At 62.4% G+C, this 26,743-nt stretch carries 21 protein-coding genes and 3 pseudogenes; 16 read left to right on the forward strand and 8 right to left on the reverse strand.

Translation table 11 applies throughout. The annotated features are described in order from the left end of the window. Window positions 1–373: 373 nt before the first annotated feature. Window positions 374–1,120, forward strand: a complete 747-nt coding sequence (gene lepB / locus EOD15_RS00305; protein ID WP_127321894.1) for a signal peptidase I — start codon at window positions 374–376, stop codon at window positions 1,118–1,120. 45 nt (window positions 1,121–1,165) lie between these two features. Here the strand turns inward: lepB and EOD15_RS00310 are convergent, their stop codons facing one another. Continuing rightward, a complete protein-coding gene (locus EOD15_RS00310) occupies window positions 1,166–2,695 on the reverse strand; it encodes a mannitol dehydrogenase family protein (RefSeq protein ID WP_127321890.1) in 1,530 nt (509 codons plus the stop codon). A gap of 142 nt (window positions 2,696–2,837) precedes the next feature. On the opposite strand from EOD15_RS00310, the gene uxaC reads away from it, so the two are divergent. The 8 genes from uxaC (at window position 2,838) to EOD15_RS00350 (ending at window position 10,044) form a co-directional block, all read left to right on the forward strand. After that, window positions 2,838–4,250: a glucuronate isomerase gene (uxaC, locus tag EOD15_RS00315; RefSeq protein WP_164761910.1), complete on the forward strand. Its 1,413-nt coding sequence runs from the start codon at window positions 2,838–2,840 to the stop codon at window positions 4,248–4,250. 36 nt (window positions 4,251–4,286) lie between these two features. Then, window positions 4,287–5,264 carry a TRAP transporter substrate-binding protein gene (locus EOD15_RS00320; RefSeq protein WP_127321892.1) on the forward strand — a complete coding sequence of 326 codons (978 nt, stop codon included), beginning with the start codon at window positions 4,287–4,289 and terminating at the stop codon, window positions 5,262–5,264. Between the two features lie 100 nt (window positions 5,265–5,364). After that, a complete protein-coding gene (locus tag EOD15_RS00325) occupies window positions 5,365–5,895 on the forward strand; it encodes a TRAP transporter small permease (RefSeq protein WP_127321895.1) in 531 nt (176 codons plus the stop codon). 4 nt (window positions 5,896–5,899) lie between these two features. Then, window positions 5,900–7,180 carry a TRAP transporter large permease gene (locus EOD15_RS00330; protein ID WP_127269374.1) on the forward strand — a complete coding sequence of 427 codons (1,281 nt, stop codon included), beginning with the start codon at window positions 5,900–5,902 and terminating at the stop codon, window positions 7,178–7,180. Window positions 7,181–7,187: 7 nt separating this feature from the next. Further along, the gene (locus EOD15_RS00335; protein WP_127269375.1) at window positions 7,188–7,964 is read left to right on the forward strand and encodes a FadR/GntR family transcriptional regulator; all 777 of its coding nucleotides are present in this window, start codon (window positions 7,188–7,190) and stop codon (window positions 7,962–7,964) included. A gap of 22 nt (window positions 7,965–7,986) precedes the next feature. Continuing rightward, window positions 7,987–8,838 carry a 5-dehydro-4-deoxy-D-glucuronate isomerase gene (gene kduI, locus EOD15_RS00340; RefSeq protein WP_127270496.1) on the forward strand — a complete coding sequence of 284 codons (852 nt, stop codon included), beginning with the start codon at window positions 7,987–7,989 and terminating at the stop codon, window positions 8,836–8,838. Continuing rightward, on the forward strand, window positions 8,835–9,593 hold the full coding sequence (gene kduD, locus EOD15_RS00345) for a 2-dehydro-3-deoxy-D-gluconate 5-dehydrogenase KduD (protein WP_127322112.1): 759 nt from the start codon (window positions 8,835–8,837) through the stop codon (window positions 9,591–9,593). The genes kduI and kduD overlap by 4 nt, the downstream gene beginning before the upstream one ends. 112 nt (window positions 9,594–9,705) lie before the next feature. Then, window positions 9,706–10,044 carry a cupin domain-containing protein gene (locus tag EOD15_RS00350; RefSeq protein WP_127322113.1) on the forward strand — a complete coding sequence of 113 codons (339 nt, stop codon included), beginning with the start codon at window positions 9,706–9,708 and terminating at the stop codon, window positions 10,042–10,044. A 255-nt stretch (window positions 10,045–10,299) separates the two neighbouring features. Here the strand turns inward: EOD15_RS00350 and EOD15_RS00355 are convergent, their stop codons facing one another. Beyond that, a complete protein-coding gene (locus tag EOD15_RS00355; RefSeq protein WP_127408234.1) occupies window positions 10,300–11,721 on the reverse strand; it encodes a coniferyl aldehyde dehydrogenase in 1,422 nt (473 codons plus the stop codon). Between the two features lie 288 nt (window positions 11,722–12,009). On the opposite strand from EOD15_RS00355, the gene EOD15_RS00360 reads away from it, so the two are divergent. Both EOD15_RS00360 and recQ read left to right on the forward strand, forming a co-directional pair. Then, window positions 12,010–12,771, forward strand: coding sequence for a sulfotransferase (locus tag EOD15_RS00360; protein ID WP_127320815.1), 762 nt, complete (start codon window positions 12,010–12,012; stop codon window positions 12,769–12,771). Beyond that, the gene (gene recQ, locus EOD15_RS00365; protein ID WP_127320814.1) at window positions 12,771–14,612 is read left to right on the forward strand and encodes a DNA helicase RecQ; all 1,842 of its coding nucleotides are present in this window, start codon (window positions 12,771–12,773) and stop codon (window positions 14,610–14,612) included. The genes EOD15_RS00360 and recQ overlap by 1 nt, the downstream gene beginning before the upstream one ends. Before the next feature lie 259 nt (window positions 14,613–14,871). Here recQ and EOD15_RS00370 read toward each other — a convergent pair whose 3' ends face one another. Then, complete coding sequence (locus EOD15_RS00370; protein WP_127320813.1) at window positions 14,872–15,768, reverse strand: LysR family transcriptional regulator; 897 nt, start codon at window positions 15,766–15,768, stop codon at window positions 14,872–14,874. 275 nt (window positions 15,769–16,043) lie between these two features. On the opposite strand from EOD15_RS00370, the gene EOD15_RS00375 reads away from it, so the two are divergent. Next, a complete protein-coding gene (locus tag EOD15_RS00375) occupies window positions 16,044–16,778 on the forward strand; it encodes an SDR family oxidoreductase (RefSeq protein WP_127320812.1) in 735 nt (244 codons plus the stop codon). A 73-nt stretch (window positions 16,779–16,851) separates the two neighbouring features. Beyond that, the gene (locus EOD15_RS00380; RefSeq protein ID WP_127320811.1) at window positions 16,852–17,451 is read left to right on the forward strand and encodes an NADPH-dependent F420 reductase; all 600 of its coding nucleotides are present in this window, start codon (window positions 16,852–16,854) and stop codon (window positions 17,449–17,451) included. A gap of 89 nt (window positions 17,452–17,540) precedes the next feature. Here the strand turns inward: EOD15_RS00380 and EOD15_RS00385 are convergent, their stop codons facing one another. From EOD15_RS00385 to EOD15_RS00390, 4 genes are all read right to left on the reverse strand, one after another. Further along, window positions 17,541–17,834 (reverse strand): hypothetical protein, encoded by a 294-nt coding sequence (locus EOD15_RS00385; RefSeq protein ID WP_164761749.1) that lies wholly within the window; start codon window positions 17,832–17,834, stop codon window positions 17,541–17,543. A 705-nt stretch (window positions 17,835–18,539) separates the two neighbouring features. Beyond that, window positions 18,540–19,082 (reverse strand): shikimate kinase, encoded by a 543-nt coding sequence (locus tag EOD15_RS36435; RefSeq protein WP_346016473.1) that lies wholly within the window; start codon window positions 19,080–19,082, stop codon window positions 18,540–18,542. Continuing rightward, the gene (locus EOD15_RS36440; protein WP_245463526.1) at window positions 18,970–19,350 is read right to left on the reverse strand and encodes a shikimate kinase; all 381 of its coding nucleotides are present in this window, start codon (window positions 19,348–19,350) and stop codon (window positions 18,970–18,972) included. The genes EOD15_RS36435 and EOD15_RS36440 overlap by 113 nt, the downstream gene beginning before the upstream one ends. Before the next feature lie 513 nt (window positions 19,351–19,863). After that, window positions 19,864–22,335, reverse strand: a complete 2,472-nt coding sequence (locus tag EOD15_RS00390) for a hypothetical protein (protein WP_245463527.1) — start codon at window positions 22,333–22,335, stop codon at window positions 19,864–19,866. A 422-nt stretch (window positions 22,336–22,757) separates the two neighbouring features. Between EOD15_RS00390 and EOD15_RS37305 the strand changes: the two are divergent. After that, a pseudogene (locus EOD15_RS37305) lies at window positions 22,758–25,340 on the forward strand (EAL domain-containing protein). A 314-nt stretch (window positions 25,341–25,654) separates the two neighbouring features. Here EOD15_RS37305 and EOD15_RS35600 read toward each other — a convergent pair. Next, window positions 25,655–26,168 (reverse strand): annotated as a pseudogene (locus tag EOD15_RS35600) (transposase); the annotation flags it as partial. A 122-nt stretch (window positions 26,169–26,290) separates the two neighbouring features. Between EOD15_RS35600 and EOD15_RS00410 the strand changes: the two are divergent. Next, a complete protein-coding gene (locus EOD15_RS00410; protein WP_126057615.1) occupies window positions 26,291–26,503 on the forward strand; it encodes a hypothetical protein in 213 nt (70 codons plus the stop codon). After that, window positions 26,403–26,685: pseudogene (locus tag EOD15_RS00415) on the forward strand (transposase); the annotation flags it as partial. The gene EOD15_RS00410 and the pseudogene EOD15_RS00415, both read left to right, overlap by 101 nt. Between the last annotated feature and the right edge of the window lie 58 nt (window positions 26,686–26,743).

Here is a 26,743-nt window from a genome sequence, read left to right on the forward strand (position 1 = left end):
TCCTTAGCCAGCTCACCACGCTGGAAGGTGCTATTCTTCCGGCTTGAAATTAGGTTTCGATGAAAGAGTAAAAAGCGGGGCCTTGCCTCGCTTTTTTGTTTGTTGGACAGTCGCGCTGCCTTGGGATGGGGGTGGGCCGGTGACGGAAGAAACAGCGCAACGAGAAACAGCCTCACGCTCCTGGTGGTCGACGGCCCTGGTGTCGGCCTTTGGCGGTCCATTCGGCGGATTTCTGTGGATCGGCAGCGGCAAGCCGGCGGTTGCCAGCCTGGTGGTGATCAGCGCCATCGTTTTCGCACTCGCCTACACCGGATTTCCGGTGCTGCTGGGAACCGATCTTACCTGGCTGGCCAATTTTTCAGGTATCGGTTCGATGATCCTGGGGGCAGCGCTCGTCGTGCCCTTCGCCCATCGGTTCAAGCCGGTGAGATGGTATGCGCACGGGTTTTGGGTGCTGGTGCTTGTCTTTCTGACTACCTATCCGGCTGCATTTGCGATCCGTTCGTTTCTGTTCCAGCCGTTTTCGATACCATCCAGCAGTATGGTGCCGACATTGCAAGGCGGCGACTATCTCTTCGTCTCCAAATTCGCATATGGCTACAGCCGCTACAGCGTGCCGTTCAATCTGTTGCCGATAGAAGGCCGCATGTTCGGCGCGGAGCCCAGGCGAGGGGATGTGGTGGTGTTCAAATTCCCGCCCGACCCCGGCGTGGATTACATCCAGCGGATCGTCGGTCTTCCCGGGGACAAAATCCAGATGGTCAATGGCGTGCTGCACATCAACGATGTGGCCGTCGGCCTCAATGATGCAGGCACTTTCTCCTACGAGGAACGCGAGCAACCTGCCAGGCTTCAACGGGAGACCCTGCCGGGTGGTGTCACCCATTTCGTTCTCGACCTGACGGACAGTTCCATCGGCGACAACACGCGGGAATTTGAGGTGCCCGAAGGTCACTATTTCATGCTGGGCGACAATCGCGACAATGCCTCCGACAGCCGATTCATGGTCGGCTTCGTTCCCTACGAAAACCTCGTCGGCAAGGCCGTGCGATTGTTCTGGAATTCAAAAGGCACGGAGTATTCTTCCCGGCAAACGCTGGACGGTTCGGTCGGCAAATAAGCCTGAATCGAGTTGGTTCGGACCCGCGCCAAATCTGGTTGATGACTACTTCATGTCTATGCCGAGCGCAGCGAAGGCCAGAACCGGACCATCGCGTCGCAGGTGGACGAGATGGACAGCCACGAGTTCGATCAATGTCTGCCGCTCGGCATGGTCCCCAGCGAAGCCGGCCAGGTCGAACACCGCGGTCACGGTTTCATTCGCCGGCAGTTGCTCACTCAAAAGTTCCGTCAACGCCGCGTCGAGCGGATCGGTGAAATGCCCCTCCGGCAAGGTTTTCCCTCGCGCGGCGCAGGCGGCGATCCAGGCAGCCACCACCAGGGTCAGATGGACCAGTTCGGTACCGGCTTCCAGGCATTCGATGGCGGAAGCGACGATGCGCTGCGGCAGTTTCTGGCTGCCGTCATTGGCGATCTGCGCCGTGCGATGGGCAAGTGCAGTGTTGGAAAAACGCTCCGCGAGCTCCGCAATATAGGCGCTCGTGTCCAATCCGGCATCCTCGGGCAGGGTCGGGATGGCTTCGGCCCACAAGGCATCGACGAATTGGCGGATCGCCGGGTCGGCGAAGGCGCGGTCGACGGTGGCATGACCGCTGAGCAGGCCAAGATAGGCGATGGCCGAATGCGAGCCGTTGAGCAGCCTGAGCTTCATGTCCTCGAACGGGCCGACATCGCGAACCATAGTGACGCCGAATTGTTCCCACCCCGGCCGGCCAGTCGGGAACTTATCTTCGACCACCCATTGGCAGAACGGCTCGGTCATCACGGGCCAGGCATCCTCGACGCCGAGTTCTTCTGCGATCCGCGCCCGATCGGCGTCGGTGGTTGCAGGCACGATGCGATCGACCATGCTGGAGGGAAATGCGACCTGGTGTGCGATGTGGTCGGCAATTCCGACATCACTCGATTGGGCGAGCCCGGCATCTCGCAACTGGGCGAATTCGACCAACAGCCGGTGCAGCGTGGCGCCGTTGGCCGGCAAATTGTCGCAACACAGGACAGTGAAGGGCGGCGTGCCGGCGGCGCGTCGCAGGGCAAGCGCCTCGGTCAGGAAACCATGCGCTGTCTTCGGCATCCGGGGATTGGCCAGATCATGGACGATATCGGGATGGGCGGCATCCAATCCCCCGCCTGCCGCCCTCAGATAGGCTTTTTCGGTGATCGTCAGCGTGACGATGCGGGTGCGCGGATCGGTCAGCGTGGCCAGCACCGCGCCCGGATTCTCCGGCGCCACCAGCATCGCACCGATCGAGCCGATGACCTGAAGCTTTTCGGTTCCACTGCTTCTGATCGCCAGCGTGTAGAGCCCGTCCTGCGGCGTGAGAGCGTCGCGCGTGTCGGTGCTGCGCAGCGAAACGCCTGTTATGCCCCAATCCGCCTCGCCTGCCGCCAGGCAATCGTCGACATAGGCTGCCTGATGGGCGCGGTGGAAGGCGCCGACACCAAGGTGCACGATGCCCGGGACGACGCGGCTGCGATCATACGCAGGTGTCGCGATCGAAGCCGGCAGTGCGCGCGCGGTCTTCGTGGAAAGGCGTTCGGTCGTCGTGGTGCGACTGGTCTGGTCGGATGACATGAGTGGCCTCGGCAGGGATCGGCAAAGCGGCGTAACATTCGATTTCCTGCCACACAATGGGTCGAAAAGTCATCATACAACAATCGCATTTTTGTATGTTGACATTATTTCTTGCCGCCCCTACCGATAGTGGCTTGGGAGGATGATCGTGGCACTGACCCATGCGGATTTGCTGTTTCCCGCCGAGGCGCATTCGCGCGCGATTGCCCGTGATCTCTATGCCGGGATCAAGGACCTGCCCCTTGTCAGCCCGCATGGTCACACCGATCCGCGCTGGTATGCGCTGAACGAGCCATTCCCGGATCCAGCGCAACTGCTCATCGTCCCGGATCACTACATCTTCCGCATGCTGTTCAGCCAAGGCGTCCGCCTCGAGGATCTCGGCGTGGCGACGCTCGACGGCGCGCCGGTCGAGACCGACGGCAGGGCGATCTGGCGGCTTTTTGCCGAGCACTATCATCTGTTTCGCGGCACGCCGACCCGGCTGTGGTTCGATCATGTGCTCGCCGATCTGTTCGGCATCGACGAACCGCTGACCGCGGCGACTGCCGACCGCCACTACGACACCATCGCGACGCTGCTGCAGTGGGAGAATTTTCGCCCGCGCGCGCTGTTCGAGCGTTTCAACATCGAGGTCATCGCGACCACGGAAGGCGCGCTCGACGATCTCCAATGGCACCAGATGATCCGCGACAGCGGCTGGCAGGGCCGCGTTATCACCGCCTATCGGCCGGACGCGGTCGTCGACCCCGATTTCGAAGGGTTTTCAACCAATCTCAACCGGCTCGGTGAGATCACCGGCTGCGACACCGGCAATTGGGCCGGCTATCTCGATGCGCATCGCCAGCGGCGTGCCTTCTTCAAAAGCTTCGGCGCGACTTCGTCGGATCATGGCCATCCGACGGCCGAGACCGCCAATCTTTCGGATGCGGCGGCGCAAGAGCTGTTCAATCGGATTCGCCGTGGTTCCGACGATGAGCGCGAGCGAAAACTGTTCCGCGCCCAGATGCTGACCGAGATGGCCAAGATGAGCCTCGACGATGGACTGGTCCTGCAGATCCATCCCGGCTCCTGGCGCAACCATTCACCCTCGATCGTCCAGAATTTCGGCCGCGACAAGGGTTTCGATATCCCGACCCGGACCGACTATGTGACGGCGCTGAAGCCGCTGCTCGACTGCGTCGGGCTGGAGCGCGACCTCACCGTCATCCTGTTTACGCTCGACGAGACCAGTTATGCGCGCGAGCTGGCGCCGCTGGCCGGTGTCTACCCGGCGCTGAAGCTCGGGCCGGCATGGTGGTTCCACGACAGCCCGGAAGGCATGCGGCGCTTCCGCGAGATGACCACCGAGACGGCCGGCTTCTACAACACCGTCGGTTTCAACGACGACACCCGTGCCTTTCCATCGATCCCGGCGCGTCACGATGTGGCGCGGCGAGTCGACTGCGCGTTCCTGGCGCGTCTCGTCGCCGAGCATCGGCTGCGCGAGGACGAGGCGCATGAGCTGGCGCGGGAACTGACCTATACGCTGGCGAAAAAGGCGTATCGGCTCTGAAGGGGCAACTTGCCCGCAATGCAAAGGGAGGAAACCATGTTGCATTTTTCAAGACTGACGGGAGCTGCGCTACTCGCCGCCGCACTGATGGCCGGAACGGCAAGCGCCCAGACGGTTCTGCGCTCGTCCGACACCCACCCGGACGGCTATCCGACGGTCGAGGCAGTCAAATATTTCGGCGAGCTTGTAAAGGAGCGTACGGCCGGCCGCTATGCGGTCGAGCTCTATCATTCCGCGCAGCTCGGCGAAGAAAAGGACACGATCGAGCAGGTGCGCACCGGCGTGATCGACCTCAACCGCATCTCGATGGCGCCGTTCAACGGGCTCATTCCCGAAACCACGGTGCCCTCGCTGCCCTACATCTTCCGCTCGGAAGACCATATGCACAAGGTCATGGACGGGGCGGTCGGCGACCAGATCGCGGCGGCGTTCGAACAGGTCGGGCTGGTGCTGCTCGCCTTTTACGACAGTGGCGCGCGCTCCTTCTACAATTCGAAGAAACCGATCAACTCATTAGCCGATCTGTCCGGCATGAAGTTCCGCGTCATCCAGTCCGACATCTTCGTTGACATGGTGGCGGCACTCGGCGCCAACGCGACGCCGATGCCGTATGGCGAGGTGTATTCGGCGATCGAGACCGGGGTCATCGACGGCGCGGAAAACAATTTTCCGAGCTACGACACCGCCAAGCATGCGGAAGTCGCCAAGTTCTATTCGCTCGACGAGCACACTATGGTGCCGGAAGCCTTCGTCATGGCGAAGTCGAGCTGGGACAAGCTGACGCCGGAGGATCAGGCGATCTTCAAGGCGGCCGCCAAGGACAGCGTCGCCAGGCAGCGCGAGCTGTGGACCGCCAAGGTCAAGGAATCGCGCGCCAAGGTCGAGGCGGCCGGTTCGCAGATCACGACGCCGGACAAGCAGCCCTTCATCGACGCCATGGGTCCGGTCTACGAGAAGCACGTCAAGGACGACAAGCTGAAGGCCATGGTCGAAGCCATCAAGGCCGTGCAGTGATCAAGCGGCGGCGCGGGCATTCCGCGCCGCCATCCTCTTGCGGAGAGAACCGGTGACCTCCAGCCCAGAACACAGACCGCCCCTGTCCGGCGTCGCGCGCATGATGTCGCGCGTCAGCACAGCGGCGCTATGGGTCGCAGGCATCGGGCTGGTGCTGATGACCGCCTTCGTCGCCTGGCAGGTGTTCGGTCGTTATGTCCTGAACCGCTCGCCAAGCTGGACCGAGCAGGGCTCGGTGATGCTGATGAGCTGGTTCATTTTCCTCGGCGCTGCCGTCGGGGTGCGCGAGAACTATCACCTCGGCTTCGACGTCCTGCTCTACGTGCTGCCCAAAGGCGGCAAGCGTTGGCTGCGGATGATCTCGGACCTCGTCGCGCTCGCCTTCGGCATCGGTATGATCTGGTATGGCAGCCAACTGGTTGCATTGACCTGGGGCGCTACCTTGCCGTCGCTCGGCATATCCGGGGGCTGGGACTACGTCCCGCTGGTCGCGGGAGGCGTGCTCGTCGTGCTCTTCACGCTGGAGCGCATCGTGCTTCGTCTTTCCGGTGCGCCGATCGACGATGTGCTCGATCAACTGCCGCCGGCGGAAGTCGCAACCGAACTCGACACGGCGAACGTGAAGGTCTGACGCCATGGAACTCTGGATTCTCTTCGGCGTCTTCACCCTTCTGATGCTTATCGGCACGCCGATCGCTTTCTGCCTCGGCGTCGCAAGCTTTGCCACCGTCCTCTATATGGGCCTGCCGCCGCTCATCGTGTTCCAGCGCCTGAATTCCGGCATGAGCGTCTTTTCGCTGCTGGCCATTCCCTTCTTCATCTATGCCGGCGACTTGATGGTGCGCGGCGGCATCGCCAGCAAGATCGTTGCCTTCGCCGGCTCGCTCGTCGGCCATTTGCGCGGAGGCCTCGGGCAGGTCAACATTGCGACCGCTACACTGTTCGGCGGCATTTCGGGGTCCGCGGTGGCCGAGGCAGCGGCGGTCGGCGGCTTGATGATCCCGCAGATGAAGGCGCGTGGATATGGAGCGGATTACGCCGTCAACGTCACGTCGATGGCAGCGCTGATCGCGCTGCTCCTGCCGCCGTCGCACAACATGATCATCTACTCGATCTCGGCAGGTGGAAAGATCTCCATCGCCGACCTGTTCACGGCCGGCATCATTCCGGGCCTGCTGTTGGCCCTGTCGCTGATGATCACCGCCTATTTCGTGGCGCGCTCCCGCGGCTATCCGACCGAGCCGTTTCCGGGCTTCACCGCCGTCGCGCATCTCTTCGCTGTCGCGGTGCCCGGCCTGCTGCTGATCGCGATCATCTTCGGTGGCGTACGATCGGGCGTTTTCACGGCGACCGAGAGTTCCTGCGTCGCGGTCATCTATGCGTTGCTCGTCACTGTCTTCGTTTACCGGCAGATGACTTGGGAAGGTTTCGTTCATGCCACCCATGGTGCCGTGCGCACCACGGCCATGGTGCTGCTCATCATCGGCATGGCGGCGGCGTTCTCGTGGTTGATGGCCTTCCTGAAAGTGCCGGCAGCGCTCATAGCCTCCATGAACGCAATCTCGGACGATCCGCTGGTCGTGCTTCTCCTGCTCAACGTCTTGATGCTGTTCCTCGGCACCTTCATGGACATGGGGCCGACGATCATCATCTGTACGCCGATCTTCCTGCCCGTGGCGCAAGCCTACGGCGTCGACCCGGTGCATTTTGGCGTTATCATGATCCTCAACTTCGGCATCGGGCTGAATACGCCGCCGGTGGGCGCTGTGCAGTTCGTGGCGTGCGCAGTGGGCAAGATATCCGTCTGGGAAGCGATGCGCTCGATCTGGCCGTTCTATGGGGCCGGGCTCGTGGTACTGGGGCTCGTCACTTACATTCCGGCCATTTCGCTCTGGCTACCGAGCGTCTTCAAATAGGGGCGACATGGCATCGGACACCGCAACCGACCTCAGGGTCGAGAGAAAACCCAAATTGTCGGAGACAGTGGTCACGACGATCCGCAAGCAGTTGCAGGCGGGTGAGATCCTGCCCGGCCATAAATTGCCGACCGAAGGCCAACTGACCGAAACCTTCGGCGTCAGCCGCACCGTCATCCGCGAGGCGCTGGCCAAGCTTGCCGCCGACGGGCTGGTCGAACCGCGCCAGGGCGCCGGCGTCTTCGTCACAGAGCACATCTCGACAATGTTCGGCGCGCTGGCCGCCGACATGGGCAGCAAGGATTCGATCGCGCTCAACGTGCTCGAAGTGCGGCTGGCGATCGAGATTGAATCGGCCGGGATCGCCGCCGTCCGCCGCAATGCCGCGCAGGAGGCGGCGATCCAGGAAGCCTTCTTCGAATTCGAGCGGCTGCTGCTTGCCAGCGAGCCGACCGGTCCGGCCGACCTCGCCTTCCATCGCGCGATCGCCAGCGCCACCAGCAACCCATTCTATGTCGAGATGCTCGACGTGCTCGGCCGGCGCGCCATCCCGTGCGACGTGACTTCGCCCTGGTCGACCGAATTGGCGCAATCCGATAGCTACCAGCGCGGACTGCAGCGCGAGCACCTGGTGATCCTCAACGCCATTACCTCTGGCGATGCCGAGGCCGCGCGAGAGGCGATGCGCGCGCACCTCACCGCCAGCCAGCAGCGTTACCGCGAACGCCTGCATGCGCGTCAGGCTTTTTATTCCAGTTCGGTCAAGGCCGCCGCCGGCGAATGACCCATCTCAAGTCAGGATTGAAATGAACCAGAGCCACACCGACTATACATCCCGCTTTGCCATCGACCCGGTCGCCGCCGCGGCGATGGGAACCGATGAGCTGCGCCACAACTTTCACATTGACGGCCTCTTCCAGCCCGGCCGCATCAGCCTGACCTACACACATTACGACCGCATGATCGTCGGCGGCGCCGTGCCGACGGACGCCGCGCTTCAACTGGAAACGATCAAGCCGACCGGCACCAAGAACTTTCTCGACCGTCGCGAGCTGATCGCCGTTAACATCGGCGGTGCAGGCGTCATCAAGGCCGGCGGCCAGTCCTTCGAATTGCAGGCGCGCGACATGCTCTATCTCGGCATGGGCATCGCTGATGTGTCGTTCGCGTCGGCCGATGCAGATGCGCCGGCCAAATTCTATCTGCTCAGCGCGCCGGCGCATCAGGCCTGGCCCAGCCGGCTGATCCGCATCGGCGACGCCAAGCGCCTCGATCTCGGCAGCAAGGACACCTGCAACGAGCGTTCGATCTTCCAGTTCATCCATGCCGACGGCGTGAAGACCTGCCAGCTGGTGGTCGGCATGACTCAGCTGGCGCCGGGCTCGGTGTGGAACACCATGCCGTGCCATGTGCATGACCGGCGCATGGAGGCCTATCTCTATTTCGACCTGGCGGAGACGGCACGCGTCTTCCACTTCATGGGCGAGCCGGACGAGACGCGCCATATCGTCATGGGCAACGAGGAAGCGGTGCTGTCGCCGGGCTGGTCGATCCATTCGGGCGCCGGCACTTCCAATTATGCTTTCATCTGGGCGATGGCCGGCGACAATGTCGACTATACCGATGTCGACCCGGTGGCGTTGAGCGATCTGCGGTGAGCGACCCCTTCAGCCTTGCCGGAAAACGTTTCCTGGTCACCGGCGCCAACACCGGCATCGGCCAGGGCATCGCCGTATCGATCGCACGCGCCGGGGGCGCGGTGGTCGGCGTCGGCCGCTCGTCGATGGTTGATACGGCAGACAAGGTCGCCGCGCTGGGAGGGCAATTCGAGGCGGTCAGCGCCGACCTTGCCGACATTTCGGCCGCCGGCCCGTTGCACGACCGGATCTGGGACGAAAGCGGTCCGCTCGACGGGCTGGTCAACAATGCCGGCATCATCCGCCGCGCCGATGCCGTCGATCTCAGCGAGGCCGATTGGGACGACGTCATGGACGTCAATCTGAAAACGGTTTTTTTGCTCTGCCAAAGCTTTGCAAGGCGTGCCTTGGCCGCTGAGCGGAAAGGCAAGATCGTCAACATTGCCTCCGTGCTGAGTTTCCAGGGTGGCATCCGCGTTGCGTCCTACACTGCCTCGAAGCACGGTGTGCTCGGCATCACGCGTCTGCTCGCCTGCGAATGGGCGCAAAAAGGCATCAACGTCAACGCCATCGCGCCGGGCTATATCGAGACCAACAACACGCAGGCGCTGCGCGCCGATCCCGACCGCAGCGCCGCCATCCTGGCGCGTATCCCGGCCGGCCGCTGGGGCGAGGCGGGCGACATTGGCGACGCCGCCGTCTTCCTGCTGGCGCCGGCATCGGACTATATGCATGGAGCGGTGGTGCCGGTGGATGGCGGCTGGCTGGCGCGCTAGCGAGGTTCATCGTTTAGCGGAAACGCTGAACCGCGCTATCTCATTGTTCTAACGCAATTCCGGACGGAAAACCGTTTCACACTTTTCCTGGAATTGCTCTGAGGAGACAACAATGACCGCAAAGATTTTCGCGCAAGCCGGCGAGGGCGCCTGGACGACAACGCTGGACGGCAACAGGCGGCGCGTCCTCCTGCACACCGATGAGTTGATGCTGGTCGAATTCGGCTTCGACAAGGGTGGCGTCGGCGCCCTGCATTCGCACCCGCATGTCCAGGCAAGCTACGTCGCCGAAGGCCGCTTCGAGGTGACCATCGACGGTCGGACCGAAACCATCGAGACCGGCGGCAGCTTCATCGTGCCGTCCGGTCTGGTGCACGGCGTCAAGGCGCTGGAAGCAGGGCGGCTGGTCGACAGCTTTACACCGCACCGGGCCGATTTTCTTTCTCTTTGATTTGACGCAATTCCCAAGGGAAAACGCTATGCGTTTTTCCCGGGAAAACCGCTTCACACTTTTCCTGGAATTGCTCTAGCCAAGGGTAGGAGATCGAGCAGGGAAGACCCGCACCTCAAAAGAGGCGCGGGTTGTTGCCTGGGCGCTTGTGGCGCCGCGGTACTCAAGACATGACCGCAGGATGCGAAACCTGCCGCATGATGGTGAACATAGGCTTAACGCGCCGGGTGTTCGCTATGGCAGTGGCTGCGTCGGTCAGGTGATATGCCGGATCAGGCTGAAGAGCCGCTCGAACGTCTTGCCGTAGGGCGGGCGCAACAAGGCTCCGGCGCTCAGCCGCGACTGGGTGAAAACCGGCTTCTCCTTGCTGAAGGTCCGGAATCCCCACTCGCCGTGATAGGCGCCCATGCCGCTGGCGCCGACCCCGCCGAAAGGCTGGTTTTCCTGTACCAGATGCAGCATGCAGTCGTTGATGGTGACACCGCCGGCAATAGTCTCGTGCAGGATGCGTTGACGATTGCCGCTGTCGCGGCCGAACCAGTAGAGCGCCAGCGGGCGCTCCGCTCCGTTCACATGGGCAATCGCCTCGTCGATCCCGGTGTATTCTACGATGGGCAGCACCGGCCCAAAAATCTCCTCGCGCATCAGCCGCAGGTTTGCGCCGGCGTTGCGGACCAGGGTCGGCAGCAGCTTCCGGCTTTTGGCACCCAGCTCTTCGCCGGCCGGGTTGATTTCGGTGACATCGGCGCCTGCGTCACGCGCTTCAGTGATCATGTCGCGCAGGCGCTGGTGGTGCCGGTCGCTGATGATGGCGGTATAATCGGGGTTGTCGCGCAAGGTCGGGTAGAGCTTCGCGATCGCCGTTGCGAGCTTGACAGCGACCGTGCCTGCCTGCCCCTTCGGCACCAGCAGATAATCCGGCGCGATGCAGGTCTGCCCGGCATTCAAGAGCTTGCCATAGGCAATGCTGGATACCGCCGCATCGAGATCGCAGGACGGATCGAAGATTGCCGGCGACTTGCCGCCGAGTTCGAGCGTGACCGGGGTCAGGTTGGCGGCCGCGGCGATCGCGACCTGGCGTCCGACCGCGGTCGAGCCGGTGAACAGCAAATGATCGAAAGGCATCGACACGAAGGCCTTTCCCATCTCGGCATCGCCGGTGATGACGCTGAGCTCATCGGGTGCGAAATGCTCGGCAACGAGTTTGGCCAGCAGCACTGAGAATGCCGGCGTCAATTCGGAAGGTTTTATAAGCACGCGATTGCCGGCCGCGAGTGCCGCCGTGACCGGCGCGACAGCGAGCTGGAAAGGATAATTCCAGGGCGACACGATGCCGACCACGCCGAGCGGCTGTGGAATGAGGCGATTTCTGCCCGGCAGGAACGGCATGGTGGTGGCAATGCGGCGTTCGCGCATCCAGCCCCTGAGATGCGAAAGCGCGTGGCGGATGCCGGCACGCACCACGAACAGTTCCGCAAGACGCGTCTCGTGTGCCGAACGGCCACCGAAGTCGGTGTCGATGGCGGTGCAGATGTCGGCTTCATGCCGCTCGGTCAGCGCCAACAGGCGTTTCAGGCGATCCTTGCGGATGCCAAAGTTGGGGAAAGGCTGCGCCTCGAAGGCGGCGCGCTGCAGGTGGAACCGCTCGCCGAGAACATCCTGTCTGGTCTGCAGCATCGCATCCTCCCTGGCTAGCGGAGCCGAGCTTACATTGCTGGGTGAAGGAATCCAGCGAGGTAAAGGTGTTGCAAGGGAAGGCGCAGGCTGCAGGCGACCTGTTCCTGTTGTGGCACGATGACAGCTGCGCTAAGGCATGGTGCCCATGCAGAGAGTCGTTTTGACCGATTTCCCATCCTCTCCCATCCAGGAATTCCAGTCCGGTGTCTGCCTGATGCTGATATCGAGTATCTTGGCCATGGACCCCAAGCGGCGCGTTTCGTGCCGGGCGGCCCAGCGGAATTGCGGATGAAGGGCGCTCACAGGCTTGAGGCTGCGTTTGGAGCGGCTGCGCGAAGGATTGTGCGGGAGTTTCTGCGGTTCGTGCCGCTGTCTCTGAAACAGCGCATGCAAAAACACACATACGCACGCGCGGCGCCCGCCAACAGAATTTTCATTTCGGGTTGCGCGCGCAGCGGCACGACGCTGACACAGCGGCTGATGAGGTGTTTCGAGGACATTTTCGTCCATCCACCCGAAGCGCGATACACAATGCTGGACATGTTGGACCGGCCGGAATCGAACCTCGTCGTCAAGCGCGATGCGCGCGGTTTTGCGCATCTGGCGAAGCTCCCTCCCTCCATCGGCTTGATCTATTGCGTGCGCCATCCGTTCGACACGCTGACAAGTTCGCATCCGCAAACACGCAACGAGCGTCGGTTCCACGTCACGCCGCATCGCTGGCTAGCCGAATACGACGCGCTGACCCGGCTGAAGAATGCACAACCGCACCGGCAGATACTCTTTGTCCGCTACGAAGACATGATCGGCGTGCCCGATGCGCAGCAGGACAAAATCGCGCAGTCGTTCGGACTGACACCGCGCATTCGTTTCAGCGAGAATCCGGACAATCCGATCCGGTTGGCTTCGTTGAGAAAATGGGAAAGGAATGAAGAATTCAGGAGTTATCTCGGCGGCCTGCCCCCGGCATTTCTCGTCCGAGTCCAGCGTTTCTGCGCCGAGTTCGGCTATGACATGCCAATGAGCACGCCGACCGTGGACGCGCGGTGATGCAGGCACCGGCGGCCGTCGCGACAGAAGAGCGAGATCCCAAGCGGCGCGTGCTGAAGGACGTGTTCGGCTTCGATGATTTTCGCCCCGGCCAGGCCGATGTCATGGATGCGCTGCTGGCCGGGCGGCATGTCCTGGCCGTCATGCCGACGGGTGCGGGCAAATCGCTCTGCTACCAGGTCCCGGCACTTGTCCTGGGCGGGCTCACCATTGTCGTTTCGCCGTTGGTGGCGCTGATGCAGGATCAGGTCGCCGCCTTGCGGCTTGCCGGCGTGGCTGCCGATACGATCAATTCCTCGATCGACCGCGATGCCAATATCGCCGCATGGCGTCGCGTCGCCTCGGGCCAGACGCGCCTGCTCTATCTCGCGCCGGAGCGGCTGATGACCGAGCGGATGCTCGAGGCGCTGGCCAGGCTCGATGTCAGCCTGATCGCCGTCGACGAGGCGCATTGCATCTCGCAATGGGGGCCGGCGTTCCGGCGCGAATACGAGGATTTGTCGCGGCTGCGCGGCATCTTCCCCAACGTGCCGATCATCGCGCTGACGGCAACGGCGGACGAAGGCACGCGCACCGATATCGAAGCCCGGCTGTTTGCCGAGCGCGTCGAGACCCTGGTGCTGGGCTTCGACCGGCCGAACATCAAGCTTGCCATCGAGGCCAAGCAGGACAGCAAGCGGCAATTGCTGCGCTTCGTCGAGCGCCATCCCGGCCGCAGCGGCATCGTCTACTGCCTGTCGCGCAAGAAGACGGAGGAGATGGCGGCCTTCCTCGAGAAGAACGGCGTCACCGCGCTCGCCTATCATGCCGGCATGAGCAAGGAGGCGCGTGACGCCAACCAGAACAGCTTCATGACCCTTTCAGGCGTCGTCATGGTGGCGACCATCGCTTTCGGCATGGGCATCGACAAGCCTGACGTCGCCTATGTCTTCCACACCGACATGCCGGGCAGCCTGGAGGCCTACTACCAGGAGATCGGCCGCGCCGGCCGCGATGGGCGGGACGCCGAGGCACATATGCTGTTCGGCCTTGGCGATATCCGCATGCGCCGGATGTTCATCGACGATGAAGATGCGCCGGCCGAGCACAAGAGGCGCTCACATGGCCGGCTCGACACGCTGATCGGCTATTGCGAGACGGCGCAGTGCCGCCGCCAGGTGCTGCTCGGCTATTTCGGCGAGGACGCGCAGCCTTGCGGCAATTGCGACACCTGCCTCGACCAGGCGCCGCGCGCCGACGGCGGAGCGGAGGCGCGGATCATCCTGGCAGCCATCGCGCAGAGCGGCGAACGCTTCGGTGCCGGCCATGTCATCGACATCCTGCTCGGCCATGAAACCGAGAAGGTGCTTGCCAGGAACCAGCAGAGGCTCACGAGTTTCGGCAGCGGTCTGGCGCACAAGAAGGATTTCTGGCTGTCGCTGATCCGGCAGCTCGTCGCCGGCGGGTTTCTGATGCCGGATCCGGCCGGTCATGGCGGCCTCGCCATCGCCGAAAAGGGCCATGCGCTTGGCCGTGGCGAGATGCCGTTCCATTATCGTGTCGAGGTGCGCAGCCGCGCCTTGCGCGGCAAGACGCGCTCCGGGCAGGATTTCGGGCAATCGGATGTGGACACCGGGCTGCTGGCCGCGCTGAAGACCTTGCGACTGCGGCTCGCCAAGGAGCGTCAGGTGCCGGCCTATGTGGTGTTTTCCGATCGCACCCTGATCGACATGGCCGAGCGCCGCCCGCACGACCTCGACGCCTTCGCTGAAGTGAATGGAGTTGGGGCGGCAAAGCTGAAGGAGTTCGGCCAGGTTTTTCTGAGTGCGATTGCCGAGCACCAATCCGATGGCTCGGCCTGAGGTCAGATCAGCGACTGGTCACGCGCCCTGAAGCATAGGGATCTTCGGAGAAGGCATCCGTTCCGAGAGCTTCTGTTCCGTCGCCGCCCATTCCTCCACCGCCATGCCCCCGCGGAGACCGATCAGTTCAATGTTCTCTGGCCGGCCAGTCGACAGATCAGGTTTAGACCGAGGCGTTCATCGACTTCATGGCTGAGCATCTGCAACCGCAATAGGTGCCGCTGTCCGATCATTCACCGCAGCGTCGACCCGCTGGGCGTCAGTCGCGCGATACAGACAGTCCCGTGAGAAGCGGAGCGTAGGCAGCGAGCCTGCGGGATATGAACTCCGTGAAGAGCCGCACGCGCTTGGTCTTGCGTGTCTCACCCTGGGTGAGAAGCCAGAGCGTTCCGTACATGTGCAGGTCGGTGCCCGGCACCCTCACCAGCACGGGGTCGGCATCTCCGACGAAGCACGGCAGTGTCGTGATCCCGAGACCTTGCCGTACGGCAACGATCTGCGCCTCGGCGTCCGTGGTCCTGAATGGAACCCCCGTGGTGCGAACCTCACCCGCGCTGGCCCATTCCGGAATCCCATGAACGCTTATGACGATCCACCGGATGGGATCAGGTGCGCCCGCACGCCACGCGGCCAGGCGATCGCGGGACATGTAGACGCTGCCGAACACCTCCGCTCCCTTCAGGCCGTGAAGATTGAGCGGCAGGGTTTTGCGGTCGTAGACGACGCGGATCGCCACGTCGGCCTCTCGGTTGGTCAGATTTGCCAGTTCGCCGGACGACAAGATTTCCATCTCGATGTCCGGGTGCAGACGCGCGAAGTCGGCGAAGTCCGGCATGAGCAGGTGTGTCGCGAGGGGCGGTGCCAGCGTCACCCGCAGAAGCCCGCGCACGCTCTGGTCGCGCCCGAACACGCGCGTCTCCAGCTGGTGAGACGACGCTTCCATTTGGTTCGCGAGCTCGAGGACCTCCTCGCCCGCAGCGGTCAGGCGATAGCCCGAAGGCAGCTTTTCGAACATTTGCGCCCCGAGGCGTTCCTCAAGCTGTGCGATGCGTCGCAGCACGGTCGAGTGATTCACCCCGAGCTGCGCGCCGGCAGCCCGCACCGAGCCTCCGCGTGCGACGGCTAGAAAGTAGCGAATATCATCCCAGTCGATCATGGTGCAATCCGGCACCGCGCGGTGCGCCTTCCAAACCCCGTATCTAACACATCCTACAGCAGTAGGGGCGGTACATCACGGCTTATGTCGACAGGGCGGCGCAATTCCGAATGGCGGACACGGATCGTCGCGGCTGGCGTCAGTCCTGAAGGCGGATCGATTTTGCACCACGGATGTGCGCGCTTCCGCACTCACCACCTGACCCCGACGGGCCCATCTAGAGGTCCTCGGGGCGTACCCGAACGACCAAAGACAGAAGCTGGAAGGATTGAGTCATGGGAAAACTGGACGGTAAGGTTGCGGTTATTACGGGTGGCGCCACCGGCATCGGCCGCGCCGCAGCGAAGCGCTTCATCGAGGAGGGCGCCTTCGTCTTCATCTTCGGCCGCCGGCAGGACGCGCTAGACGCCGCTGTGGCCGAACTCGGGCCCAATGCCCGCGCGGTGAAGGGCTCGGTCTCGGATGAGGCCGACCTTGATCGGCTCTATGCGGCGGTGAAGGCCGAGCGCGGAACCCTCGACATCATCTTCGCCAACGCCGGGGTGGGAAGCCTGCTTCCGCTCGGCAAGCTCACCGCCGAGCACATTGACGAAACCTTCAACACCAATGTGAAGGGTACGATTTTTACGGTCCAGAAGGCGCTGCCGCTGATGGGCGAGGGCGGTTCGATTATCCTGACCGGATCGAGCGCCGGCACCACGGGCGCGCCCGCATTCAGCGTCTATAGCGCGAGCAAGGCGGCCGTGCGCAACCTCGCGCGGACGTGGGCGGAAGACTTGAAAGGCACCGGCATCCGGGTAAACGTGCTGTCGCCCGGGCCGACGGCGACCGAACTCGCGAAGGCAGCGATAGGCGAGGAGGGCTTGAAGGTCTTCGCCTCGATGAATCCGCTTCAGCGGATGGCCGATCCAGCGGAGATCGGGGCGGCGGCTGCGTTTCTCGCGTCGCCCGACAGCAGCTTCATGACCGCCAGCGAGGTCGCCGTCGACGGGGGCTTGGCGCAAATCTGACCCGCTACCCCCGCCGTTCATTCCATTCGATATCCCGAGCCCGCAGGGCCTGGCAAACTGAAGGAGAATATACATGAGCTATGCAATTATCGGCTTCGGCAAGATCGGCCAAGCTCTTGCCAAGGCGTTTGCCCGCAACGGCATCGAAGTGTCCGTGGCAACCACGCGCGACCCGGAAAGCTTTGCATCAGCCGCGGCCGCGATCGGACCCACGATCATCCCGAAAACGCTGGCGGACGCGGTCAAGGCGGACATCATCTTTTTGGCTGTCCGCTTTGAATCGCACCCAGATGTCGCGAAGGCGCTGTCAAGCTGGGAAGGCAAGACGATCATCGACGCGACGAACGTGTTTCCAGTCCCCGAAGAACTGGACGGTCTGCCGTCCTCCGCCTTCGTCGCAAAGGCGTTCACCGGCGCCAAGCTCGTCAAAGGCTTCAATCACCTGATTGCGGCCACCCTGGCTGCCGATCCGATCGTCGAGGGCGGCCACCGGGTCGTCTTTCTGTCTGGTGACGACGAGGACGCGATCGCTCCCGTGGCGGTCTTGGCCAAACAACTCGGGTTCGCACCGGTCAAGCTGGGGAAGCTCAACGAGGGCGGCGCACTGGTGCACGCACGCGGCCGCACTTGGGGCCAGCTGATCTTCCAGGATCTGTTCAAGAAGGAGCAATAACGGATTTACCGTGCGCTGTCAGAGTGGCCGGTGTTCGACGCCGGCCACATCGTCAGCCGAGCGCGCAAAGTGACGCGCTTGAAAGCGACTTACATCTGCCTGGGATCCTTCGGCCGGCAGGTGCCTGCCACCCATGAATCGTAGTTGCAATAGCTGATGTCCCAGCCGGCATCGCGTCTTTTGGACGTTACCTCACGACCGCCCGCGCGGATGGGTCCGAAGCCACCCCAACTGCCATCCGAGCCCTTGTAATTTCCCATGACGCGATAATTGCAGTTGTTTACGACGAAGTTGCCGTCCATCGACAAGCATGCCGATGCGACAGTGGAAAGACTGAAGAAGGCCGTGCCGGCGACTGTGATGGCGAAAGAGGCTTTGCGCATGGTGGTCTCCTAACTGGCTGGGCGAACCAACCATTACGAGATCTCGGGCCGGGCCTCTTCCCCCATTTGGGCTAAACCGGCTGGCAAATTCACAGCGGCATGGCTGCGCTTGCGGACAGAAAGCCATGTGCGGAGATGCCGAATGGGCCTGCCCATCGCCGAAGCCTTACGGCCTCCGCGAAGCCAGGGTGTCCCGGCTCGGGCGGCTTTGTCCTTTTGGCTGCGCGATGTGCCGCAGGCGGCTAGCAGCCCGGGAGATGTCAGGTTTTTGGACTAAATGGCGGAGAGGGAGGGATTCGGTTTCACGCCTATCCTGCTGAAAATGCTAATCTTTTCGCGCTTTTTGTTACGCAGTTTGTTACACTGCTACAACTGCGATTTACAATCGCTCTTTTGAGCTCGCCTGCCCAATCCATCTTATCTGTCGAAACCGACGCAATGGCGCGGCGGTGGATTGGGTCACTCTGTCATAGTATCCGCGCTTCATTAAGTTGACGATGCCGTTTAGACTCGGAGCTGATCCTTTCCGGTCGATCACCAGGATTTGGCGCGCGACCCGGCACCGGCGGTTCGTCTTTGTACGTTTGTGTCATCCAGGCCGGATCAACTCGGCCATCAGGCTTCTCACGACTTATGCATGCGTTTCCCACTTTTATTAGCATTCGGTGCGAACCCGCACCCTGCACCAAACCTGCGACGCCTAAGCTATCGTCCTCGACTTGAGCGTTCCCTGCTTCTCGTGGAAGACGCTAAATTCGCTCGTGCGTTATTGCCGGCCAGCAAAGGCTGCGGGTCGGCGGTGAGGGTGTCGAGGAGCGGCGGCCGTTCCCTTTCACTCAATAGTGCCGCCGGCGCCTGGATGGTTTCCACGACGCCGCCCCCGCAATCGTAGCCGTTGTGATGATCATCGTGCATGCGCTGAGCTGTTGGGGACATGCTGGTGGCGGTGCCGGAAGCACCGGAGACATGTGATATCTCGGCAGCGGGCAGAGCGGCTTCTCTGTCGCTGCACAGGAAAGCGTAGAGTTCCTTCACGCAAATGCGGGCGTCCTTCTTGTCTTTTTGAAAGGGCGGGACGAGGGGCAACCTGATATCGGCCTTTTGGTAGAACGGACTGCGCTCTTCGTACAGCTGGTCAACCTTCTGCTCGATGTCGGCGCCTTGCAGCAGCGGCCGGCTGGTGTCCCTCTCGAGGCGCCTGCGGAGCTCTTTCAGCTCGGGTGTCGAGCCAGATCGACCTCGCCTTATTAAGAATCAGGGCTTGATTGGACTCCTTGCCAAAGCAGCCGCCGCCGGTTGCGATGACGATGGGGCCTCTCTCCAGCTGCTTGGCGAGCTCTTTGGTCTCCAGGTCCCTGAAGTGCGCCTCGCCACGGCCAGGGTCGGCGAACATCTCCATCAGATTGCCGTGATCGGCGACGATATGCTTATCGATGTCGACAAACTCCACCCCCAACTCCTTGGCAAGCTGGGCGCCGATGGTCGACTTGCCGCTCGCCGGCATGCCGACGAGCACGACCGGCCGCGTACCGAGGGCCGCGAGGATCTCGCCGGCTTGCGGCGAGCGAGCGACCGCAATCTGTTGTCTTGCGACGATGGGCGACCTGGAGGTCCCTGCCGCCCTCGACCTGCTTTCTCCTGACGAGTCCCAGTGTAATATCTCCCAGCACCACGGGGAATGGGGACTAGCTCGCATTCGCTCTGCGCGCGGTGCGCGAGCTCGGCCCGATAACTGGCCGGCGTAGGGAACTCGACCTCGAAGCGATAGTTCTGCGCGGTTCTGAACGCCGTGTGAACGCCGCGTAACCGCGGCCTGTCCATCCTGATGACCCAGTTGGTGGTCTCGACCTCGCTGCAGTCCCGCTCCTCGAAGGCCAGTGCCGCCTTCCTGAAGGCGCGCGTAAAAGCCTCGTCCGGGATCTCGAAGACATGGCGCACGGCATTGGTGACCAGTTGGGCCTCCGGCGCCGTGCTCACGCTCTGGCCGGTCAACTCGTCGGCTATCCAGACCTGCCCGCCCGACCGTTGGTCAAGATGCGGCACCTTCACCTCGATGCCGTCCTGCCGCAAAAGCTCGGCAACCGCATGCACAATTTTTGGTAATCGCGCTTTCTTGCGCTTCGGCGGGGGCGGCTTCGAGCCTGGCCCGCTCAAGGGCCTGTTCGCTGCTCAGCGTTATCGTGCTGGCGCGGTCGTCTTCGGCCGAGATTGCTAAGGCGCTGAGCAGAATGCGCTTTTCGACGGCGAGTCTGATCGAGGCCTCCATGACCGATGCCGCCAGCGTGGGGTTGTCCTTCAGATCCGCCAGGCTGCCATCGACGTCGAACCGGCCCTGGTGGAGCTTTGCCGCCTGCGCCTTGACATATGGCGCCGACTTGAAGCCCGGCCTCTGCTCCAAGAGCCGCTGCAATTCGGTGGTTTTTTGCATGAACACCCGCGCACCGGTATCGGACTTGTAGGCGTCAGTGCCGACCTTGATGCCGACGCTCAACAGATTGATGGCGCTTTCATGCAGCTTGACTTCCGACTGCTCATGAGCCGGCTCGCTATTGAGCTGCAGGTTCCAGTCCTGGAGCTCGGCCACTAACAACGCGGCCAGTTCGCAGGCCACCGGATGCCTGGCGGCCTTGCTGTCTTCCCTCGCCCTGGCGATGAGCTCATGGAGGGCCTGGCCATCCGGCCGATCTTCCTGCAACAGTGCGCGGATGTCGGCCTTGAGCTCATTATGAATGCCCTCGTAGGTGCCGAAGATGGCACGCTCGGCAAACCAGCGTTGCGCCTCCAGCGGCTGCGCCAGCACGTTGCGCTGCAGGCAGCTGTAGGTCTCCAGCACCAGCCCGGTGGCCGACAGGATCTGCTTGGACCGGGTGAACTGGTAGCCGCTTTTCTCAATGGCCGGCGTGTGCGACTTCGGCGGCTTCATCGAGGCGATGCCGCGCGCCTGCAGCTGCGCGTCGAACTGGCGCACATGCTCGTAAAGGCGAGGCTGGTCGCCAATGATGACGACGGTGTCGCCATCAAAATCGCCGTCGAGCATTTTTTGTTCGACGCTCGGAACCGCAACCAAAGAGCCGGGCGCGAACACCTCCGTCGCCTGCAGGATGCCGACGCACTCGAGCGCGGTGTCGGCCTTGACCCGGTCCTTTTCCTCCAGCCAGTACGAATGGCACTTTACGTCCTCGGCAGACATCACGACCCCGCGCTCGGCGAAGTCCGCCGGCCACATTTCGTCGGGCACAACGATCAAGATGCCTTTGGCAAAGAAGGTCGGATCGTCGGCGGCAAGCCCAGCCCCCGACCTGTGCGCGACGTTGAAGCTATATTGGAAGGCCACGCACCGATCCAGGAACGCCGCGGTCCGGTCGCCATCGCGCGCCGACCTGACCCGGTCGGCGGCGAACGGGCGCAGGTTGGGCTTGTCATAGGGGGAGCGTCCGACAAGCACGCCAGCGTCACGGGTCAAGGTCTTGCTCTTGCCCGTCGGCACATGCAGGCATTCGTCGCTGGACGGCACGGCGATAGCGCTCGAACCCTCGATATGCCCGCCCGTGACCGTCCGGAACAGCTCCTCGGCGGTGAGGCTTTGATGGGTTTCGAGCCAAGCCTGAGCCTTCTCGCGGGTCTCCTGTGCTACCTCGACGCTACGCGGATAATGTTGCAGCGCCGAGGGCGGTACCGCCGATTGCCTTTTATCGGCATAGGCAGGCATCCGCTCGGGAGCGTCGTGGCGAGCCCGGGCAATGGACGGCATGCGCTCGGCCAGTGAGGCCCTAATGAAGCCGCAGCCGTCATGCGGCCGCAAGGCGATCTCGCCGTCTCGCCCCTCGAACCGGAAGGGATGCACTGCGCCTGCGGGATGGTCGGGCAGAAGGGACAGCTTGAAGCACCCTTCCAGCGCATAATCATGGGGGCCAATGTCGGGGATGCCCGGCGGCGCGGCAAATCCGCGGCGCTGGGTATAGTAATAGGCTTCCTTGAACGGCGCCCAGGCCCGCGACAGCTGCTCAAAGGCCGTACCCGGAGCCGTCTCGGCATAGGGGATCGCCAAAAGCTTGCCGCTTGGGGCCTCTGCGGCCGTGAAAGGCAGGTGAGAGGCAAGCTGGTTCAGGCTCTTTTGCGGCGGCTTCAGTTTGCTGCCGCCGAACAGGTCCATGCGGTAGGGCACGCCCTCCACGGTGAACGTGCGTGTCAGCATGGCTCCAGTCGGAGTTCCCTTTAGCTGCACCGCCACCACCTTCACCGCGCCCGAGGTCAAGCGGTGGAAAATGGAATAGCGCAACTCGGCTTCGCTGGCCAGCGGCCGGCCTTGCATGTCGACCACCGGCAGCCGCATCAGTCCGGCATCGCCTTGCGGCGGTCTCGGCTCGTGGTCCATGGCCTGAAGGACCCGATGGACATCGAAGCTGGAGGCTGCATGCTGGGCCTGGATCATCGATGCGTTCTGCGCCATGAAGGTGTCGAGCGCTTCGAGCGGCTCCTTCGCCTCGATCTCGGCGATCACGCTCGAGTTCGCGCACCGCCTCGGCGCGCGCCGCGGCGCTCCTTCCTCGGCTGATGAACACTGCCGATCATAGATTCGACTGCCAGCCTCAAAGCCCCATCGTCGTGCATAATATGGGCTGGCCTCGCTACATTCGAAGGGGATCGAAGGCCGATCCCACGGTGCGGTGAGAGAAGCTGCAAGCGGCTTCCAAGACTAGGTGCGAGCACCTCGATCTTTTTGTAGGCCCGTCATCGGATCATATGGAAATCGGTGAGCTTCATCCGCCGGCCTTTTACAACGTGGTTTGGTCGATCCTCTAGGGGATTACGCAGTCTTAAGCCAGCATTAATACCTTAGACGCGACACTAGGAATACTTTTACTATTCGCTAAAGCTCGATGCTATTTGACGAGGACTGGTCTTGCGTTTGCAGTTTTCTAGATGAGAGGGCTAAAGGACATTAGCGTCGGGACCAAGCTCTCGTTGGGCTTTGGGCTGGCGCTGCTGTGCGTCGTGGCCGTGGGAGTATTTGGGGTCGCGCAACTGCGATCACTCAACAAGGTCACGAGCGAGATCACCAGCGTTTGGTTGCCCCAGGTCCAGATCGTCGGCGAGATGAAGCGCAACCTCGCGGAACACCAGCTCTATGCGACGTTGCGCGTGCGCACTGCCGAGGCTGCGCAGATAGCCGGCATTGAGAAGGAGATGGCGAGGGAAAGCGACGAAATACTGCAAGGTCGGCGCGCCTATCGCCGGAGTGCCGGATCGCTGGCCGAGCAGCAGCTGTTCGACCAGTTCGTCAACCTATGGACGGCCTACGAAGATTCCCTGACATCGATTTTCCCGCTCCTCGAAACAGGAGGGCGAACAATGGCTGTCAAGGAGTTCGAGACGGTATCGCTCCCGACCGTTGCCGCCGCCTCGCAGCGATTGGACGATCTGCTGGCCCTCACCAATGAGCGCAGCACGGCCGCCGCGACGATGGCGGATAGCACCTATACCGTCGCGCAAAGATTGACTTGGCTGGCAGTTCTCTTTGCCGCCGGGTGTCTTGGTGGGCTTGTCGCCTGGATACGCCACAATGTCAGCAAGCCGATCCTCGCCGTGACCGAGGCGATGCGTTGCTTGGCGCAGGGCGAGCGCCGCTCGAGCCTCATTGCGCTGAAAAGAGATCGTCGGGACGAGGTAGGAGTGCTGTTCTCGGCCTTTGCCGGCTACCGAGCCAGTCTGGAGCGCAGCGATGCCCTGGCCCGCGAAGCCGAGCTGGAGCGTCAGCAACTGGCTGCGGCTGCCGCCAATATGCCCGTGGGGCTTTGCATGTTCGATGCGGAGAGGCGGCTGGTTCTGTGCAACCAAAGCTACGCCGATCTCTACCATGTGCCAGAGGTTCTGACTCGTCCCGGCACGCCATGGGTCGATTTGATGCGGTTCCGGATCGCGGCGGGCCTCTATGTCGGCCAAGACCCGGAAAAGTATCTGCAGCAGCTGACGGCGACTATCGATCGTGCCGAGCGCGTGGTGAGCCTAGTGGAACTCAGGGACGGGCGCACTATCGACCTCATTCATCAGCCGCTGCCGGGCGGCGGGTGGCTTGCCACGCACCATGACGTGACCGACTTGCGGCGCAGCGAGGCCAAAATTTCCCACATGGCGCGCCACGACGGACTTACCGAGCTTCCAAACCGCATATTGTTTCGCGAACGCGCCGAGGAGGCTTTGGTCGAGATGCGGCGTGATGGTAGCAAGATTGCTTTCCTCTGCCTCGATCTCGATCACTTCAAAGCGGTCAACGACACGCTGGGGCACCCGGCTGGCGACGCCTTGCTGAGGGAGGTTGCCGCTAGACTGAAACAGGTCGTCCGTGAAGGCGACACCGTGGCCAGGCTCGGTGGCGATGAATTCGTGATCATTCAAACCGCGGTTGATCAGCCGGTCGAATCTACAGCCCTTGCCTAACGAGTCATTGATGGGCTGAGCGCACTTTATGTTGTCGATGGCCATGGCGTGATGATCAGCGCCAGCGTCGGCATCTCGATTGCGCCGAACGATGGCTGGGACGCCGACCAACTTCTCAAGACCGGCGACATGGCGCTCTACCGGGCAAAGGCGGAAGGACGCAGAACCTATAGGTTCTTCGAACCGGAAATGGATGCGCGCATGCAAGCGCGGCGGTTTCTCGAACTCGACCTGCGCGAAGCGGTGGTGCGGCAGCAGTTCGAAATCTACTACCAACCGCTCCTCAATCTCGACCGCGGCGAGGTCAGCTGCTTCGAGGCGCTGCTGCGCTGGCATCACCCGACGCGCGGCATCGTATCCCCGGGAGAATTCATCCCGCTGGCCGAGGACATCGGCCTCATCGTCCCGATCGGTGAATGGGTTATCAAGCAAGCCTGTCTCGACGCGGCAAGCTGGCCCGGTAGCATCAAGGTCGCCGTCAATCTGTCGCCGGCGCAATTTCGCAACGCGCGCTTGCTCTCCACCATCGTCGAGGCATTGGATATCTCGGGACTGCCCCCCAGCCGGCTTGAGCTTGAGATCACCGAGACAGTGCTGCTGGCCAACAGCCAGGCGACTCTCTCGATGCTGCAACATATCCACATGCTCGGCGTTCATATCGCGATGGACGACTTCGGAACCGGATATTCGAGCTTGAGCTATCTGCGCTCGTTCCCATTCGACAAGATCAAGATCGATCAATCCTTCATCACGGACGCCGGAGATATCGACAGTTCCGTCGCCATCATTCGAGCGGTCACGAGCCTCGGCAACAGCCTCGGGATGCAGACCACCGCCGAGGGCGTCGAGACCGTGGAGCAGCTGGAACGGGTCCGAAGAGAAGGCTGCACCGAGGCGCAGGGCTTCCTGCTCAGCCGCCCGCTGCCCGCGCGGGACATCCCCGCGATGCTGGAGCGGACCCGCGCCGTGGTGGCGGGCGAGATCATTGAGACCGAACCCGAAACGTCAGGCGAGCGAGACACGGACAAGCCGGGCAGGCGTCGCAGTAGGGCGTCTGTCCCCGCCTAACCGGGATGCAAGCGAAAAACAGTGCCAACGAACATGAGTTTGCCGGCCTAGTTCAGGCCGCCACTCGGATCATGTCGATAGCGGGTGTGTAGGTCGGCGCGGCTCGAAATTAGGTGTGCTGAGCGCCGGTCAAAGTGGGATTAGCTTGTCATATCGATTATGGGATCCAGGTTGAACCCGACTTGCAGGACTCTGCTCGTAACCGAGCAGATCAACCTCACATTCGGTCGCTGCTCTTCACGGCTGCACCAACATCCCGCCTACGGCCGCTGGGCTCGGGCGACGAGACCATTCTGAGTGAGCGGCGTTTTATATACCCGTTCGGTCGTCAGTACCTTGCGTTCACGACAGATACGCCGGCGATCCTCCTGCTCCGGTGTTGGCTCTTTGACCATTGCACATATGCGCGGTTCGCCTCGCTTGAAGGCAAGGAGAGACGAGCGTTTCACCATCGATCTTATCGGTTTTGGCTCGGCGACTGCGACGAGACACTGCGATAGAAGCGGGATCAACGACGTAGCTCTCGATCCCCGCCTTGCTCAGAACCCGATGGATCCAGGAGCCATCGAGCCCGGCTTCCTGGATAGCGACGACGGGGAAGTCTGGCCCCATGCGTGCTCTTGCCTTCTCTCGCACGCTATCGAAGCGACGGAACAAGGCGGATAAATCACCACTGGGGACACTGTGTTTCGACAACTTCTCGCCGCCACCTGGCGACAACGACGAGATCAGCCAGGTTGAACGGCTGAGCTCCAGCGATACGAAGATTGCGCCCAGACCAGTCCGGATAGCAGTCAGAGTTTCGGATCGGTCGGCCACTACATGCATGGTGTTCCTCCGCGGGGTGTTTGTTAGCAGCGTCACTCTGCCAGAGCACGCGCCGCTATCCATCCGTCGCCATGGGATCTGGTGATTGTTCATGTCGCCGATTCCCGCGAAGGAACGCCACCATGACCAAGATTGAAAGTAAGACCGCCAGCGCTGCCGTCAAAGACATTCTGCTTTCAGACCCGGACGGACTTCACGAAATGATCCGTGCGGTGATGCAGGAGGTGCTCGAGGCCGAGATGGACGACGGTGGAGGAGACCATCGAGCGCACGCTGACCTTCTTTTGCCTGCCGCGCCAGCATCACAAGCATCTCAAGAGCACCAACATGCTTGAACGGCTCAATGAGGAAATCCGCCGGCGCACCTATGTCGTGCGCATCTTCCCCAACGCCGAAAGCTGCCTGCGCCTCGTCAGGGCGCCGGCTGTCGAAACCAACGAAAACTGGATGGAGGCCCTACATCAACATTGACGACCTGCGCGAGCACAAGAAGCTCGCTCTACGCCAAGCCGCATGACCAGCATCGTGGCCGCCCCATTTTGCAGAACTTGACGCACACAACCGCCACTTCGAGT

The organism is Mesorhizobium sp. M7A.T.Ca.US.000.02.2.1 (assembly GCF_003996995.1).
Classification (GTDB): Bacteria; Pseudomonadota; Alphaproteobacteria; order Rhizobiales; family Rhizobiaceae; genus Mesorhizobium.